The organism is Plantactinospora sp. BC1 (assembly GCF_003030345.1).
Taxonomy (GTDB): domain Bacteria; phylum Actinomycetota; class Actinomycetes; order Mycobacteriales; family Micromonosporaceae; genus Plantactinospora.
Window position 1 is genome coordinate 5,961,396 of the sequence record NZ_CP028158.1, and the last position, 16,940, is coordinate 5,978,335.

The window sequence follows — 16,940 nt, forward strand, 5'->3', positions numbered from 1 at the left end:
ATCCGGGCAGCGATCGAGCGGCGCAGCAGCGACCACGACAATTCTGATTCCCGGTGCCCGCCCGCCCACATCCGGTTGATTTCGCGGATTAGCCAATGGAGGTACCGACCGTGGAAAAGGCTGTCTGCCCATTCGTCCTCGACCCCGAGGGCCGGGACACCCACGCGGAAACCGATCGGCTGCGCGAGCAGGGCCCCATTGCCCGGGTGGAACTCCCGGGCGGCGTCCTCGCCTGGTCGGTGCACAGCTACGAGTTGGCCAAGCAGATCCTGATCGACGAACGGTTCTCCAAGAACCCGCGCCGAAACTGGCCGGCGTTCATCAACGGGGAGATTCCGCCGGACTGGCCGCTGATCACCTGGGCGGTGATGGACAACATGGCCACCCACGACGGTACCGACCACACCCGGCTGCGCGGGCTGCTCCTGAAGGCGTTCACCACGCGTCGGGTCGAGGCCATGGCACCCCAGCTGGAGACGACGGCGAAGGAGCTGCTCGACGAGTTGGCCACCGCCGCCCCCGACGAGGTCGTGGACCTGAAGACCCGGTACTGCCAGGCGCTGCCGGCCCGGATGATGTGCGACCTCTTCGGCGTGCCGGACGAGTCCCGCGCGGACGTACTGCGCGGTGGGCACGTCAACGTGGACACCAGGATCACCCCCGAGGAGGCGGCCGCCAACGTCGACCAGTGGACCAAGGCGATCGCCGATCTCGTGGTGTACAAGCGGGAGCACCCCGGCGACGACCTGACCACGGCCCTGATCGCGGCCCGGGACGAGGACGGTTCCCGGCTGACCGACGACGAGCTGATCGGGACGCTGCACCTGATGCTGGGAGCCGGCTCGGAGACGATGGTCAACTCGCTGAGCCACGCCATCATCGCGGTACTCGACGACCCGGCGCTGCGGGCCAAGGTGATGTCCGGTGAGGTCTCCTGGAACGACGTGATGGAGGAGACCCTGCGGGTGGAGTCCCCCGTCGCGCACCTGCCGTTCCGGTTCGCCACCGAGCGGTTCGAGATCGGCGGGGTGACGATCGAGCAGGGCGACCCGGTGATGATCGATTACGCCGGCCTCGGCCGGGACCCGGAGCTGCACGGCGAGACCGCCTGCGTCTTCGACGCCACCCGGAAGGACAAGACCCACCTCTCCTTCGGCCACGGCGTGCACTACTGCCTCGGCGCGCGGCTGGCCAAGCTGGCGACCCTGATCATGCTGCCGGCGCTCTTCGACCGCTTCCCGCACCTCGAACTCGCGACGCCGAAGGACCAGCTCGCCCCGCAGGGCACCTTCATCATGAACGGCCGGCGCGACGTCCCGGTCTACCTCTGGGGCCGGGTGAGCGTATGAAGCCGTTCCGGATCGAGATCCCGCAGGCCGACCTGGACGACCTGGACCGGCGGCTGGCGAACACCCGCTGGCCGACCGAGATGCCCGACCGCGGCTGGGAGCGGGGCGTACCGCTGGACTACCTCCGGGAGCTGGTCGAATACTGGCGCACCAGCTACGACTGGCGGGCGGCCGAGGCGAAGCTGAACTCGTACCCGCAGTTCAGCACCGAGATCGACGGCGCGAACGTGCACTTCCTGCACGTCCGGTCACCGGAACCGACGGCGGTGCCGCTGCTGATCACCCACGGCTGGCCCGGCTCCTTCGTCGAGTTCCTGGACGTCATCGGCCCGCTCACCGACCCCCGGGCGCACGGCGGGGATCCGGCCGACGCCTTCCACCTGGTCGTACCCACCCTGCCGGGCTTCGGCTTCTCCGGCCCGACCAGCGAGCCGGGCTGGAACGTTCCCCGGATCGCCGCCGCCTGGGCGGAGCTGATGCGTCGCCTCGGCTACCAGCGGTACGTGCCGCAGGGCGGCGACGTCGGGGCGTGGATCACCCTCACCCTCGCCGGACTCGACGCGGAGCACGTGCTCGGCGCGCACGTGAACTTCCTCTTCACCGCTCCCCCGCCGGACCCGGCGGCGCTGGCCGGCCTCGACGGCGGGGACCGGGAACGACTGGAACTGCTGGCGAAGTTCCTCGCCGACGGCTCCGGGTACATGCTGCTCCAGGCCACCCGTCCGCAGACCCTGGCGTACGCCCTCACCGACTCGCCGGTCGGGCAGCTCGCCTGGATCGTCGAGAAGTTCCGGGAGTGGAGCGACTCGGCGAAGGTCCCCGAGGACGCGATCGACCGGGACCGGATCCTCACCAACGTCATGCTCTACTGGCTCACCGCGACCGCCGGCTCCTCGGCCCAGTTCTACTTCGAAACCGCCGACCAGCTCCCGACCGCGCCGACCCCGCCGGCCGCGCCGCCACCGCTGCCGGTACCGCTCGGCGTGGCCGTCTTCCCCCGTGACTCGGCCCGGCCGGTCCGGCGCTTCGCCGAGCCGGCGTTCCCGAACATCGTGCAGTGGCACGAGTTCGACCGGGGTGGGCACTTCGCCGCCCTGGAGGAGCCCGACCTCTTCGTCGACGACCTTCGCGCGTTCACCCGGGTGCTGAACCGGTAGCCACGATTCCCCGAGACGACGCCGTGGCGCGCGCGCATCACGGTCGTCCGGCCGGCGCGGCCGCCGTCGTGGGCACAGCCCCTCGGCGGCGGTCGCGCCGTTCGTCCGTCCACTGGGGACGTCCGTGCGCGTCGGCGACCGTCCGGACGGCGGGGTCGTCAGTTGTCCGGCATGTGCACGGTACGCAGGAAGACCGGCAGCAGCCACGGGCGCCGGCCGCGTACGACGAGCCGGCCGGTCAGCGCGCCCCGCAGCCGGGACATCCGGCCGAAGAGCACCAGGTTCAGCGTCGGCGGGTCGAACCAGAGCCGTACGTCGTCGCCGCGCTCCGGCTCGGCGACCGTCACCCGGCCACGGTTCCCGTCGTACCGGCCGGTGCCGTCCAGGACGATCGTCAGCGGGCGGGTGTGCCGCGACCTGAACTGCACGGCGATCCGCCGCCGTGGGGGTGGTGCCGTGCTGTCGAGCAGCGCGCCGTAGCCGTACGAGGTCACTCCGACCAGGAACAGCTCGATGAAGAGGCCGGCGTCCCGGGCCGGGATCTCCCACCGGAGCGAGCCGGCCCGGGCGATGTCCCAGCCGTGGATCAGCAGCTCGTTGGTGAGGTGGGCCAGCAACCCTCCGAGCGGGAGCCGGGACCCGCCCAGCCAGTCGACCGCCTCGGTGGGATCGCGCCCGTCGGTGGCCCGCAGTATCGACCGGACGTGCTCGCGCAGCCGGTCCTGGAGCGGCACCAGACCACGCTCCACGATGTACTGCCGCAGCAGCAGGTCGTTGAGGTCCCGGACGGTGTCGACCTGGGTCTTGCGGAGCTGGGTGTCCAGCCGGGCGTCCCGGCCGCTGTCGCTGCCGGGCTCGACGATGGTCTCGCAGGCCCAGGCGAGCGACACCATGTGCGCCGCCGTCTGCTCGACCGACCAGGACCTCGTCGCCCGGGCCGCCGGGTCCGGCACCGCGGGCAGCAGGTCGGCGAAGCGGTCGCCGGCCCGGCGCAGCGCGTCGCGGGTCTCCGCCCACTGTCCGTCGGAAATGATCACGTCGCCTCCATGACGGCCGCCGCGCCGGCGAGCCGGTCCGGGATGTGTCCGGCACGGTGCAGCCAGCGCACCGTGTCGCGCATCGTGGTCTCGAAGGTGGTGCCGGCGGGACCGAGGAGCCGGTCGGTGGCGCCGGTGTCGACGGGGCGGCCGACCAGGCAGGTGTAGATGGCGCCGTACTCGGCCGGGATGTGCACCGGCACCAGCCGCTGGACCAGGCTGGCCAGCACGCCGACCGGCAGCATGGCGGGGGCCGGGAGGTGGACGGCGGGCAGCCTCCGGCCGGTGACCCGGCGCAGCACCCGGACGAACTCGCGGGTGTCGACGTACCGGCCCTGGGCCAGGAACCGGCGGGGTCCCCGGCCCGGACTCAGCACGGCGGCGTGCAGCCGGGCGACGTCCCGGACGTCGCCGACCGGGAAGCCGCCCGACGGCCAGATCGGCATGAGGCCGCGCAGCGCGTTGCGGACCCGGCCGGCCTGGTCGCCGAGCTTCGGGTCGTGCGGGCCGAGGGTGGCCAGTGGATAGCTGATGACCACCGGGGCACCGGCCCGCTGGGCCCGCCGGGCGACCGCCTCCGCGCCGGCCTTCGTCGCCATGTACGTCTCGCGCGGCGCGCCGACCGGGGACCCGGGGTGCAGCGGTTCCCGGTCGGCGGGGAGCAGGGCGGCGAAGCTCGACACGTACACGATCGGGTCGGCACCGGCCGCCCGGGCGGCGTCGAGCACCAGTTCGGTGCCCCGGACGTTGACCGCGCGCATCGCGGCACCGGCCCGGCTGTCGAAGCTGTACACCGAGGCGGCGTGCAGCACGGCGTCGCAGCCGCGTACCGCCCCGGCGACCGCGTCCGGGTCGGTGACGTCGCCCCGGCACAGTTCGAGACCGTCCAGGTCGACGCCGAGCGGCCCGAGCGCGGGGGCGACGCCGGCCGGGTCGCGGACCAGCAGGCGTACCCGGTGCCCCGCGCGCAGGATCTCCGCCACCGAGTGGGAGCCCAGGAAGCCGGTGCCTCCGGTTACCAAAACCAGCACGTCGCCATCGTCCAGTCCCGGCCGGGTCGGCCGCTAGGGTCGAGATTCCTCGATATGGGGCACTCGGTCAGGCGGCGTGCACGGTCATCGGCAGGCCGCCACGGATCCGCAGCGAGAGCATCGGCTCGGGCACCACCCGGTGGCCGGGCGCCACTCTCAGCCGCAGCTCGCGGGCGACCATGGCGACGACGAAGACCGCCTCCATCATCCCGAGGTGGTTGCCGACGCAGAACCTCGGTCCGGCCCCGAACGGGATGTACGCGTACCGCGGCCGGTGCCCGGTCTGGGCGCGGGCCGGGTCGAACCGCTCCGGGTCGAAGCGCTCCGGATCGTCCCAGAACCCCGGGTGCCGGTGCAGGGTGTACGGGCAGATCAGCACGTCGGCACCGGCCGGTATCCGGTAGCCGCCCACCTCGTCGGCCTGCTGGGCGATCCGGGAGAGCATCCAGACCGGCGGGTAGAGCCGCATCACCTCCTCGACCACCATCGTGGTGTACCGGAGTTCGCGCAGGTCCTCGTACTCCGGGCGCCGGTCCCCGAGTACGTCCCGGGCCTCGGCGCGTACCCGCTGCCAGACCTGCGGGTGCCGGTCGAGCAGGTGGAAGGTCCAGCCGAGCGTGCTGGCCGTGGTCTCGTGGCCGGCGAGCAGCAGCGTGACCAGTTCGTCGCGCATCCGCCGCCGGCCGACGGCCGGGTCGGCCTCCTCCGATGTGGACGTGATCAGCCGGGAGAGCGCGTCGTCGCCGGTCGGGTCCCGGGTCCGGTCCCGGACCAGCTCGTCGACGATGCGTTGCAACTCGGCGCGGGCCCGCCGGAACCGTAGCTGGTGCGGCAGCGGCACCCACATCGGCACGGCGCTCTGCGAGACCATCTCGAACATCGCCTGGTCCTGCATCGCCTCGAAGGCCTGCCCGAGCGACCCGAAGGCGCCCAGGTCGGCGTCGAGCAGGGTGCGGCCGAGCACGCCGAGGGTGAGTCCGGTCATCTCGCGCACCACGTCGACCGGTTCGCCGTCCTGCCGGGCCCGGAGCCGGACCATCAGCTCCGCCGCCTCCTCCGCGATCACCCCGGCCTGCCGGGCGATCCGCCGGTGCTGGAAGACCGGCTGGATCACGCTGCGCTGCTTGCGCCACAGCTCGCCCTCGCTGGTCAGCAGGCCGTCGCCGAGCGCCCGTCTGGCCTGGGCCAGCCCGAGTCCCTTGTGGTAGTTGCCCGGGTTGTCCGCCAGCACGTACTTGGCATGGTCGGGGTGGTTGAAGAAGTAGAGCACCTTCGGGCCCATGGCGATCCGGACGGCGTCGCCGTACGCCCCGGCCGCCGAGGACATCAGCCCCAGCCGGTCCCGGACGAGTTTCCACAGTAGACGGGGCGCGGACCGGGCCGGTGGACCCGGCGGGACCCGGACGGAGGCGGTCAGGGACACGTCGTGGTCACCTCGCTCACGTCGTTGGTGCGGGCGGCCGGACCGGTCCGGTCGAAGCGGCCGCGCAGGAAGACCAGCGCGTCGGCCGCGTCCGGCTGTTCGGCGGAGAGCACGGTGCCGAGGAAGATGGTGTGGTCGCCGCCGTCGTAGCTGCGCCAGACGTCGCACTCGAAGTGCGCGAGCGCGCCGGAGATCAGCGGCGCCCCGGTCACCGGCCCGGGACGCCAGTCGACGGAGTCGAACTGGGCCGCGCCCAGCGGCCGCCGCCGGTCGGCGAAGTACCGGGCGACGGCCTCCTGGCGGGCGGCGAGCACGGAGATCCCGAACGACCTGGTGCCGTCGAGGCAGCCGTGCATGATCGCCTTCCGGTCGATGCAGACCAGCAGCAGCGGCGGATCCAGCGACACCGAGGCGAACGAGTTGGCCGTCATGCCGTGTGGCACCCCGCCGCCGACGGTCACCACCGTGACGCCGGTGGCGAACGCCCCACACGCCCGGCGCAACGACTGGGCGTCGACGGTTCTGCGCGCCTCCAGTGTCATGGCTGGCTCCCCGCCGGCAGGTACGCGTCGAGCGCCCGGGCCAGCGCCTCCGGCACCCGGGCCGGCGCGGTGGCGCCGTTCGGCCCGCGCATGCAGGCGACCCGCTGCCGGCCCCGGGCGACCAGGGTCTCCCCGCCGCCCGGGTCCAGCCGGAGATAGTCGAAGCCGAACTCCAGCTGGGTGTGCGCCAGGTCCACCAGCCGCATCCGGACGGCGAGTTCGTCGAAGGCGGTTATCTCGGCGAAGAACTCGCAGTCGACCTTCAGGGTGAACAGCTTCAGGTCGGCCTGGAGGTCGGCCAGGACGTCCGGGGCCCGCTCCTTGAGGAACATCTCCCGGCACCGGCCCTGCCAGCGCAGGTAGTTGACGTAGTAGACGTTCCCGACGAGGTTCGTCTCCTCGAACCCCACGGTGTGCAGGTACTCGTAGTACTTGTCCATGATCATGACCACCCGTCGGTCAGTACCGCGACCACCACCGGCGCGGTGACGCCGTGCAGCCGGGTCGCGAGCGTGGCGATCCGCAGCGTGCCGGAGGCGAGGACCAGCCACCCGTCCCGGCGCACCGGGCCCAGGGTGAGCGGGACGTGCGCCGGCAGGCCCGCCTTGGCCAGGCATTCCAACGCCGTCCAGATCCGGGTGGCGGCGGTGTGCGGGTCCTCACCCAGTTCGGTGGCGGCCAGCCCGGCCAGCCCGGCGTGCTGGCCGAGCAACGCCCGCCAGTCCGCCTCGTCCCGTTCCGCGACCGGTTCGACGTCGCAGCCGAGCGTGCCGGCGGCGGCGACGCAGAGCGTCACCCCCGCGCCGTGCGAGACCGAGATCGTCCGGTCGCCGTCGACCTCGGGCCGACCGTCCGGCCGGTACCGGACCTGCGTCGCCGCGCCGAGCGCCCGGCCGGCGGCCACCGCGGTGTGCCGGCGGTCCCGCGCCGTCTGGTCCGCCGGTACCGGCTCGACCGCGACCCCGATCCGGGCGCCGACGACGTCCTCCAGGGCCCGTTCCAGGTACGGGCCGAGCAGCGGTGCCACCCACGGACCCCGGCCGTCCTTCTTCCGTACGGCGCGCAGGCGCAGCCCGTCCCACCGCTCGACGACCGCGCCGTCCGGGGTACGCACCGCGATGTCGTAGACGTACGTGTCGCCGTCCCGGCTGCGTTCCGTGGCGCAGAAGCGCACCTCGTCGACGTCGTCCAGCGCCCGCCCGGCCGGGTGGACCCGCTCGACCCCGGCCGGCAGCAGCGTGGCGTGCGGCACGCAGACCTGGTTTCCGTGCATCAGGGCGTCCCGCATCCCGGGGTCGGCGAGCAGCCGCTCGCCCGGGAGGAACGGCGCGATCCAGTCGACCGTCGGGTCGACCGCCAGGTCGGCGTCGACGTGCCGGGCGGCGGCCCGGTGGTACTGCCGCAGCCGGTGGAACCGCTTGCCCTGGAACAGCGTGTCGCCGTAGAGGTCCCGGGCCGGCTCCAGCGGCACCGGCGGCAGTCCGGCACCGGCCTGCTCCGGCGGGCCGTCCGCGACGGCGGCGTCGGTGAAGCGCAGCCGGGCCAGGAAGTGGTCGACGACGAAGTCGGTCTCCGCGCTGCGGATCGCCACCGCCACGGTGTCGTCGTCGACCACGGTCGCGGCGATCCGGATCGTCGTGCTGCCGTCCGGCGGCACCACGATCGGGCGCGGGAACTCGACCTCCTCCAGCACCGGTACGCTGTCCCGCCCGGTGACCGCGACCGCCGCCTGCGTCATCGCCTCCATCCCGAACACCGCCGGGAAGAGGAGGTTGCCGTCGAGCAGGTGGTCGCCGAGGTAGCGGTCGGTGCCGGCGTTCAGCTCCACCTCGCAGACCAGCTCGACGCCGTGGTAGCGGACGAGTGGGCGGTCGACGAAGCGCAGCAGCGGCAGTTCGGGCGTCTCCCGGCGTACCGTGTCGATCCCGTCGGTACGGCCACTGACCACCACCGCGGCCGGCGCCTCCGGGTCGGCGAGCAGCCGCCGCAGCAGGCGTACCCCGTCGTCGGGGGTGATCGGGGTGATGCCGTCCCGGTAGAGACCCTCCACGACGGAGAGTCGCTCCCCCATTCCCACCCCGGACCAGACCGACCACTCCAGGCAGAGCGCCCGGCAGCCGGGGTGCCGGGCGGCGACCTCGGCGGTGAGGTCGGCGAGCCACTCGTTGGCGGTGGCGTAGTGCGCCTCGCCGCGCAGCCCGGCCCGGCCGATGATGCTGCCGAAGCTGACCAGCAGCCGCAGCCGGTCCGGGTCGACCGCGTCGAGCACCGCGCGCAGGCCGTCGATCTTCGGCGCGAAGGTGCGGCGGAACGCGTCGGCGTCGAGGTTGGCCAGCGCGGCCGGCTCGTTGCGCCCGGCGCCGTGCAGTACGGCGGTGACCGGTCCGAGCGCGGTGGTCAGCTCCGCCACGGCCTGCCGTACCTGGGCCGGGTCGGTGACGTCCGCGCGGGCGTAGTGCAGCCGTACCCCGGCCGCCGCCATCCGGCTCAGGTTCGCCGCGAGTTCCGGGTCGTCGGCCGGGTCGGACCGGCCGAGTACCGCCATCTTCGCACCGGTGTCGGTGGCCAGCGCCAACGCGCACTCGGCCGTGATCCCCTTCCCGCCGCCGGTGACCAGCAGCACGTCCCCGTCGTCCAGCGGCTGGACGACCCGGGTCGGCCGCACCGGCATCGGGCGCAGCGTCGGTACCCGGCGGACCCCGGCGGCGTCGTAGTACGCCTCGGAGAACCGGGTCGTGCCGCGCACCTCGGCCACCACGTGACCGACGGCGGCCGGCGTCGGCGGTACCTGCACGATCGTGGTACGCACCTGCGGCGCCTCCAGCCGGAGCGTCTTCGCCAGCCCCGCCGCGCCCCGGCCGTGTTGCACCAGCACGAACCGGGTACCGGCGGCGCCGGTCGCGGCCGCCTTGGCGCCGAGCAGGGCCAGTTCGAGGTGCTGCTCGGTGCAGTCCGGCGGCAGGCAGACCAGGATCCCGGCGCCGACGTCGGCCCGTTCCAGGGCGTGCCGCAGCGGCTCGGCGACCGGGCTGTCGGCGGGCGCGTACACCCGCCACCGGCCGCTGGCCTCGGGCTCGCCGCGCGGGGGCGGCCCGGTCTCGTCGAGGTCGACCCGGAACGCCCGGGACCAGGCCGCGGCCCCGGCGACCACCGCGGACGGCCCGGCGTCGCCGGCCGGCGCGTTCTCGGCCAGCTCCGCCAGCGCGTCGGCCAGCTCGCGTACCGTCGCGGTGGCGAAGTTCGTCGGCCCCTGCGGGGCGCCCGCGGCGATCTGCTGGGCCACCTGGTTGACGAGCTGCCCGACGGTGATCGAACTCAGGTGCAGGTCGTCGAGGAGCCGACTCTCCTCGCGGACCAGCTCCAGCGGCAGCTCCGCGCGCTCGGCCGCCAGCCGGCGAAGGGTGTCCACTATCGACTCGCCGGGATGCTCCGTCCGGTCGGCCGGGGCGGGCGCCTCGGCGGGTGCGTTCCGGCGGACCGCACCGCGCAGGCTGATCGGCGGTGCCGCCTCGCAGGGACTTTCGAAGAAGGTGAACTCGGCCCCGACCTGGAGCGGGCGGACGAGCCGGCCGTGGAAGAGCCCGGCGTGCACCGGGGCCGCGCCGACGACGTACGCGGCGCCCACCACGGCGAGCAGCCCGGCGAGCGACTCGTCGTCGGTGTCCAGCGGTACGGCCGGCACGTCGGTGGCCGCCGCGGCCAGCCCACTGAGCACCCGGCCCGGACCGACCTCCACGAAGAGGTCGATGTCCTTCGCCACCAGCGTCACCGCCTGGGTGAAGAGCACCGGGTCGGTGATCTGGCGGCGCAGCAGCGCCGGCACGTCGGTCTCCGGCGCCAGCGGCTCACCGGTGACCGTGGAGACGATCCGCCGCCCGACCGGGCCGACCGGCTCCTCGGTGAGCCGTCCCGCGAAGACCTCGGCGGCGGGCGCCACCAGCGGCGAGTGGAACGCGTGCGACACCGGCAGCCGGCGCCAGCCGATCCCGGCAGCGTCGGCGCGGCGTCCCAGGTCCTCCAGCGCCGCCACCGTACCGGCGACCACCGTCTGCTGTGGACCGTTGTAGGCGGCGATCACCACCGGTAGGCCGGTCAGCAGCGGCTGTACCACCTCCGGCGACTCGTTGATCCCGACCATGCTGCCCGAGGCGCTGTGCTCGGCCATCGTCCGGCCCCGGACCGAGGCGATCCGCAGCAGGGTCTCCTCGTCGAGCGCGCCGGCCCAGTGCAGGGCCGAGATCTCGCCGAGGCTGTGCCCGACGGCGGCGGCGGCCTCCACCCCGAGCATCGACAGCGCGCGCAGGCCCGCCGCCGAGCCGGTGACGATCCGGGGCTGGGCGACGGCCGTCGCCACCATGTCGCCGCCGGTGGGCAGGGCTGCCGAGGCGTACACCTCGGCCACCTCGGCGAAGCGGCGGCGCAGCGCACCGCCGCTGGTGCCCCGGCCGGAGCCCTGGCCGGGGAAGAGGAAGGCGATCCGGCCCGGCCCGCTGGCGTGGCCGAGGAAGGCCCGCCCGTCCGCCGTGAAGAGCGTGGTCTCGCCCGCGTCGAGCGCCTCGCAGAGGGCGCGGAGTCGCCGCTGCGCGTCGTCCGGCGAGGAGACCACCACGGCGGCCCGGTACGGCCCGCCGCGCAGTTCCCGGTGCAGGGTGGCGGCCAGGTCGGCGAGCTGGGCGTACGACAGGGTCGGCACGAAGTCGAGGACCAGTTCCAGCCGGGTACGCAGTTCCGCCGGGGTGACGCCGTCGACGACCAGCAGTTCCACGTCCTGCACCGAGGCGGCCAGCGCGCGGGTACGGGTGTCGAACGGCACCCGGCGGGCCGGGTCGGTCTGGTCGAGCACGATGTGCGTGTTGATCCCGCCGAAGCCCATCGCGGTGACACCGGCCCGCACGGCGGTACCGGTCGGCCACGGCTCGGCCTGGCGCAGTACCCGCAGTGCCGCCGCCTCCTCGTCGAGCAGTTCGTGCGGCTCGACGCAGCCGACGGCCGGCGGGAGCACCTGGTGGTGCACGGCCATCGCCGCCTTGATCAGGCCGGCCACCCCGGCCGCCGCCTTGGTGTGCCCGATCATGCCCTTGATCGAGCTGATCACGGCCGGCGGCGCCTCGGAGTCCGCCGCGCGGCGGGCCAGGGAGAGCGCCGTGAGTTCGGTCGCGTCACCCACCTCGGTGCCGGTGCCGTGCCCCTCGAACAGCCCGATGGTCTCGATGCCGAAGCCGGCCCGCTCGTACGCCCGGCGCAGCGCGAGCTGGTAGCCGCTCACCTCGGGCCGGGTGATGCCGCCCTTGCCGTCCGAGGAGATGCCCCAGCCGGCGATGGTGGCGTACACCCGGTGCCCGGCCTGCCGCGCCTCCTTCTCGCGCATCAGCACGACCATTCCGCAGCCCTCGCCCGGCCAGAAGCCGTTGGACCTGCGGTCGTAGACCCGCATCTCGTGCCGGGCCAGCGCGCCGGTCTTGGCGAACCCGACGATCTCGAACGGGTCGATCGAGAGGTCGACCCCACCGGCGACCGCGACGTCGACCTCCCCGTCGACCAGCGTCTTGCAGGCGGTGGCGACCGACAGCAGCGAGGAGGAGCAGGCGCCGTCGACGGTGTAGCCGCCGCCCTTGAGGTCGAAGTGGTTGCAGATCCGCCCGGCGATGGTGTTGGAGAGCCCACCGGCGAGGGTGTCCTCGTCGATGGCCGGGAACGGGCTCTTGAAGGTCTCCTCGAAGTCGTCCAGGAACGTCGAGAGCTGGTCGTCGTCCCAGTCCTGGTCCTTCAGCGCGGCGGCGACCATCCGGCGGACGTAGGGCCAGCGCAGCCGCAGTTGGTTGGCCCGGGAGAACTCGCCGGTCAACGTGTTGCCGACGACCACGCCGGTACGCTCGCGCGGCAGTCCCTCGGCCATCGGGAAGCCCGCGTCGGCGAGCGCCCGGGCGGCGGTGTCCAACGCCAGCCAGTGGGTCAGGTCGGTGGAGCGGTACGTGCTGCCGGCGATCTTGTAGGCGATCCGGTCGAACCGGTACCCCTCGATCACCGCCGCCGTGCGGGCGTAGAAGCGGTCCGGTGTGGTCGGATCGGCGTCCCAGTAGTCCTCCAGTCGCATCCGCTGGTCGGGCAGGCGCCGGAACGCCCGCCGGCCGGCCAGCGCGTTTTCCCACAGTTCCTTCGGCGAGGTGGCGTCCGGGTACTGGCACGCCATGCCCACCACGGCGATCCGGGTCATGCGGTCACCACCTCCTTGCCGGCGGACTCCCGGTCTGCCGGTTCGTGGCCGTTCGGCGAGGCGACCAGGGCGGGGGCGACCGCGGCGGCCGCGGCTGCGGTGGCCGCGGCCTCACGTTGCTCGCGGGCCTGGTTGACGAAGTGCACCGACCAGAGGAAGCCGCCCCGGATCAGGCAGACGATGGCGGTGGCGAAGAAGATCCCGTACGCGATGCCGGCGCCGGTGACGATGCCGTAGACGACGGCCACGCCGGCCCCGAACGCGACCTGGGAGGCCGGGCGGGACGGGCTGGTACCGGGGTCGGTGACCATGTAGTTGGTGAAGAGGACGAAGGCGACCCCGGTCATCATCGCCAGCGCGGCCGGGATCGAGGTGTCCAGCACGATTCCCCGGAAGACCGCCTGTAGGACGAAGGCACCGAGCCAGCCCATGATCAGCCACATCCGACCGGTGAGCATTCCGTTGATCATCGTGCCGCCGAAGATGATGACCGCCGGGATGATCCAGTCCACGACCCCGCCGACGTACTCGGTGAAGTGGTACGGCGGCGCGACGCTGGCCCACGGGAAGAGCAGCAGGACCATCGTGATGCCGAAGTTCGACGGGTTCATGTAGTGCCGCAACCGGCCGCGTACCGGCGCCCGCAGCACCCACTTGGCGCCGATCGCGACGGCGATGCCGAACATCATCGGCAACACCCGGTCGTTGACGTAGATCAGCATGTTCAGCGCGAGGCTGGTGATGTGCGCCGGGTAGAGGAACTCGACCATGCCGCGTACCCCGCCGCCGAGGAACCGTGGCGACCGTCCCTCGACCCGGGCGCCGATGACCTCCAGGACGATCTCCAGCGTGTACCCGGTCGCCAGTGCGATGAACGGCCAGGTCCACGCCTGCTCGAAGCCGAAGAGCGTGTAGCCGAGGATGTTGAACACGGTGATCGAGATGGCGAAGTTCCGCAGCGCCTTGATCACCTTTGGGTCGTGCCGGGGTGGATTCTTGGTCTTCTCGGCCATCTCCGCCTCACCTCTCCCGCGCTTGCGTACCGAGCTCGAGCGCGTGCCAGCCCGGGTCTAGTCGAAGGTCCTGTTGGTGCACCTGTCCGGTGCGGTCCCGCCACCGCAGGTTGACCTGCACCGGCCCGCTGACGTCGTGGCCCAGCCCGATGTGCACCTCGTGGCTGCGCTTGCCGGAGTGCCCGCTGCCGCCGTCCACCCGGCCGAGCAGCTTCCGCCCGTCCTCCGTGGTGACCGTCACCTGCGCCCCCACCACCGGGGAGCAGAACATCGGTGCCGTCTGCGCCGTATCCCCGGCCGGGGCCGGTTCGGCCGCCTCCGGGGCGGCCGGGGTGTCCGCCGTACCCGAGCCCGTCGGCGCCGTGCCGGTGCCCGGCGGCGTGCCGGCGGCCTCGGCGGCCGGCGGCGCCGGGTGGGTGAGCCGCAGCCCCAGGAAGGCACCCGGCGACGGGCTCTGGTTGTGGTAGAAGACCGGCGCGTCCCACTGCCGGGCGACCGCGAAGTCGAGCCGGCCGTCACCGTCCGCGTCACCGGTCGCGATGCCCCGGGTCGGCACCGGAACCGCGAGGCCGAGCTGCCCGGCCAGGTCGGTGTAGCGCCCGTCGGGATTCTTGACGAAGAAGTGCAGCCGCTGGGCGCCACCGATGTCGTCGCCCGCCTCCAGCCTCGGCCACGCCCCCGGGTGCTCCAGCAGGCCGTCGTTGGTCATCGCCAGCTCCTGGAGCTGCGGCCAGCGGTTCACCTCGCCCTTGAGGAAGCCGGTGGTCTGGGCCACCTGCAACTCGCCGCTGTTGTCGAAGTCGGCCAGCTTCACGTCCCAGCCCCAACCGGACCAGGCGAGCCCGAGCGGCGCGCTGCGGTCCTCGAAGGGCGCCCTGCCGTCACCGAACCGCGCACGCAGCTCGTCGACGTTCTTCGCGGTGTTCACGAACGCGAAGTGGCTCTCCTCCAGCCCGAACGTGGTGGTGATGTTGCTGACGAACATGTCGTACAGGCCGTCGCCGTCGAGGTCGCCGAAGTCGACGCCCATGCCCTTGAAGGAGTCCGCCCCGACCCGCTTGGAGTTGGGCACGAACGCCTGCCGGGCGGACTTGACGGCCGAGAACTTGAACCGCCCCGGCGTGGACTGGTTGTAGAGCAGCCGGTCCGGGCCGAAGTCGTGCGCGAGGTAGAGCTCCGGCAGGTTGTCGCCGTCGAAGTCGTTGGCACCGGAGGCGAGCGCCCAACCCTTCGAGACCTCTCTGGGCAGGGCGTTCGCGACCATCTCGTACGTCGCCGTCGGCTGCTCCCCCGAGGTGGCGCCGGTCCACCGGAACAGGTAGTCCTCGCCGCCGTTGAAGGCGTGCGACATCGACCGGTTCATCGCCACCCCGCCGGACTTGGTGTCGTCCAGCACCGGGCCGTGCGGGAAGTAGTTGCCGATGTAGATGTCGAGGTGGCCGTCGCCGTCGAAGTCGTCGACCGCGGCCGTGTTGGTGTTCCAGAGCGGCCCGTCGTACGCCGTGCCGCTCGCCCCGCGTACCAGCTCGACGGCCTGGTACGACGCCCGGTCGAGCGAGGTGGCACCCGACCGCGCCAGGTAGAGGATCGGGGTACGCCCCCACAGGTAGACGAGCAGGTCCATCCGCCCGTCCTCGTTGAAGTCGCCCGGTACGCAGCCCATCGGGGCCATCGCCCGCTGCGCCGGCAACGCCGTGAGGTCCACCGCGAACGGCCGGTACCGGTCCGCCCGCGCCCCCGGTACCGGCGTCACCACCACCTGGTCGATGCGCGGGTCGGTGATGCAGAGGTCGTTGGCCAACCCGTCACCGTCGAGGTCGTTCATGGCGATCCCGGCGCCCACCGAGGAGATCCAGGCGTCGATGTGCCGGTAGTCCTTGTTCACCTTGCGGATCGTCTGCTGCGGGAAGCCGCCCGGCATCGCGACCGAGTAGGGCGTGAACCCGAACCGGCCCGCCAGACCGTCCAGCTCGGCGGAGGAGGCGGTGGGTAGCCGGGCCGCCTGGAAGAACGCGGCCATCAGGACCACCGCGACGATCCCGGGCAGCTGCCTGCGCAGCCAGCCAGCTTTCTGAGCCATGTGCTAGCACCTTCCGATAGAGACGAACTCGTTGGCGATGCGTCGGCGCCACACCTCGTAGGCGGGCTCGGTTCCGTGCACCGGTGCGTCCGGGCGGCTCCCCTCGCTCAGCCGCGCGGCCTCGGCGGCGGACATCCCGCAGAAGACCCGGGTGGCGAGCTCGTTGTGCGGGACGAGCAGGCCGGCGCGCAGCCGGGCGGCGGCGCCGAACGCCGCGCCCTGGGCGAGCTGTGGCCGGCACTCCCCGGCCGCGTCCCACAGGGTGCGCAGTTCGGACTCGTCCGCCCCGCCCGCGTAGGTGGCGGCCAGGCCGGCGCCGGAGTACAGGTCCGGCCACCGGTGCCGGGGGAACGTCTCGATGGTCTCGACCACGAGCGCCGGGGCGGTGCCGCAGACGAACCAGAGGGCCCGGCCGACGCCCTGGTCCAGCACCCGGTTCGCGTACCACCGCGGCCCCTCCACCGGCCACGGGAACCGGTCGTGCTGGTACCGCTCGTGCACGTACCGCTTCGTGTGGAAGTACGCCTGGTGGAAGCCGTACCCGTCGAGCGCGAGCCAGCGCAGCACCGGATCGGCCGGTGCGATCCGCGACCAGCGCGCCCGGGGCAGCCGCGCCATCGCCCAGCCGACGCCGACATAGGCCATGTAGACGTGCGCCTGTCCCGCCCCGGCGAGGAAGCGCGAGACATTGTCGCCCCGACTCAACGGCAACGCGTCACGAATGGCGAACCCCATCGCGGCACCCTCGTAAGCGAATCCGCGAAAGCGCACCGGGACCCGTTCGAGTTCGGTTTCCGCCTCGTCGGCGGTACGCGCCTGCGCGGCGTACGAGAAGCCGGCCAGAAACGTACTCCCAATCGTCTCCAGCAATTCCTTGGAGGCCGCGTCCTTCTCGTGGAAGCCGCGTACGTCCAGCCTGGTCGCAGAGGTGCTGGGGGTCAGAATGCGCCGCCGCAGCCCTCGCCAAACACTAGTCAACTCTCCCCCAAGGCATTCGATGGCTGTTTGCCGGTGGTTTGCGACTAAGCTTCGCAGAGCGACCGGACCGAGTCTTCTTCCGCGTTGCTGCGGTTTTCTTCCAACATGCCCTCGTC

Annotated in this window: 11 protein-coding genes; 2 read left to right on the forward strand and 9 right to left on the reverse strand. The window is 72.7% G+C overall.

All coding sequences use genetic code 11. The features are described 5' to 3' along the window. Nucleotides 1-110: 110 nt before the first annotated feature. A complete protein-coding gene (locus C6361_RS26085) occupies nt 111-1,349 on the forward strand; it encodes a cytochrome P450 (protein WP_199853084.1) in 1,239 nt (412 codons plus the stop codon). Continuing rightward, nucleotides 1,346-2,506, forward strand: coding sequence for an epoxide hydrolase family protein (locus C6361_RS26090; protein ID WP_107269307.1), 1,161 nt, complete (start codon nt 1,346-1,348; stop codon nt 2,504-2,506). Before C6361_RS26085 ends, C6361_RS26090 begins: the two co-directional genes overlap by 4 nt. A 158-nt stretch (nt 2,507-2,664) precedes the next feature. On the opposite strand, the gene C6361_RS26095 is transcribed toward C6361_RS26090, so the two are convergent. The 9 genes from C6361_RS26095 to C6361_RS26135 all read right to left on the reverse strand — a co-directional run bounded on the left by C6361_RS26095 (nt 2,665) and on the right by C6361_RS26135 (nt 16,824). After that, entirely contained in the window at nt 2,665-3,543 is an 879-nt protein-coding gene (locus C6361_RS26095; RefSeq protein WP_199853085.1) for a maleylpyruvate isomerase N-terminal domain-containing protein, read from the reverse strand. Further along, complete coding sequence (locus C6361_RS26100) at nt 3,540-4,574, reverse strand: NAD-dependent epimerase/dehydratase family protein (protein WP_107269308.1); 1,035 nt, start codon at nt 4,572-4,574, stop codon at nt 3,540-3,542. Before C6361_RS26100 ends, C6361_RS26095 begins: the two co-directional genes overlap by 4 nt. Before the next feature lie 67 nt (nt 4,575-4,641). Further along, nucleotides 4,642-5,997, reverse strand: coding sequence for a cytochrome P450 (locus tag C6361_RS26105; protein WP_199853086.1), 1,356 nt, complete (start codon nt 5,995-5,997; stop codon nt 4,642-4,644). Beyond that, entirely contained in the window at nt 5,988-6,539 is a 552-nt protein-coding gene (locus C6361_RS26110) for a flavin reductase family protein (protein ID WP_107258255.1), read from the reverse strand. Before C6361_RS26110 ends, C6361_RS26105 begins: the two co-directional genes overlap by 10 nt. Then, nucleotides 6,536-6,979: a thioesterase family protein gene (locus tag C6361_RS26115; RefSeq protein ID WP_107263896.1), complete on the reverse strand. Its 444-nt coding sequence runs from the start codon at nt 6,977-6,979 to the stop codon at nt 6,536-6,538. The genes C6361_RS26110 and C6361_RS26115 overlap by 4 nt, the downstream gene beginning before the upstream one ends. 2 nt (nt 6,980-6,981) lie before the next feature. After that, nucleotides 6,982-12,753 (reverse strand): type I polyketide synthase, encoded by a 5,772-nt coding sequence (locus tag C6361_RS26120; protein WP_107269309.1) that lies wholly within the window; start codon nt 12,751-12,753, stop codon nt 6,982-6,984. Then, nucleotides 12,750-13,766: an enediyne biosynthesis protein gene (locus tag C6361_RS26125; protein ID WP_107269310.1), complete on the reverse strand. Its 1,017-nt coding sequence runs from the start codon at nt 13,764-13,766 to the stop codon at nt 12,750-12,752. The genes C6361_RS26120 and C6361_RS26125 overlap by 4 nt, the downstream gene beginning before the upstream one ends. Nucleotides 13,767-13,773: 7 nt before the next feature. Then, nucleotides 13,774-15,846 carry a CRTAC1 family protein gene (locus C6361_RS26130; protein WP_107269311.1) on the reverse strand — a complete coding sequence of 691 codons (2,073 nt, stop codon included), beginning with the start codon at nt 15,844-15,846 and terminating at the stop codon, nt 13,774-13,776. Nucleotides 15,847-15,849: 3 nt separating this feature from the next. Beyond that, entirely contained in the window at nt 15,850-16,824 is a 975-nt protein-coding gene (locus C6361_RS26135; RefSeq protein ID WP_107269312.1) for a DUF1702 family protein, read from the reverse strand. Nucleotides 16,825-16,940 lie beyond the last annotated feature (116 nt).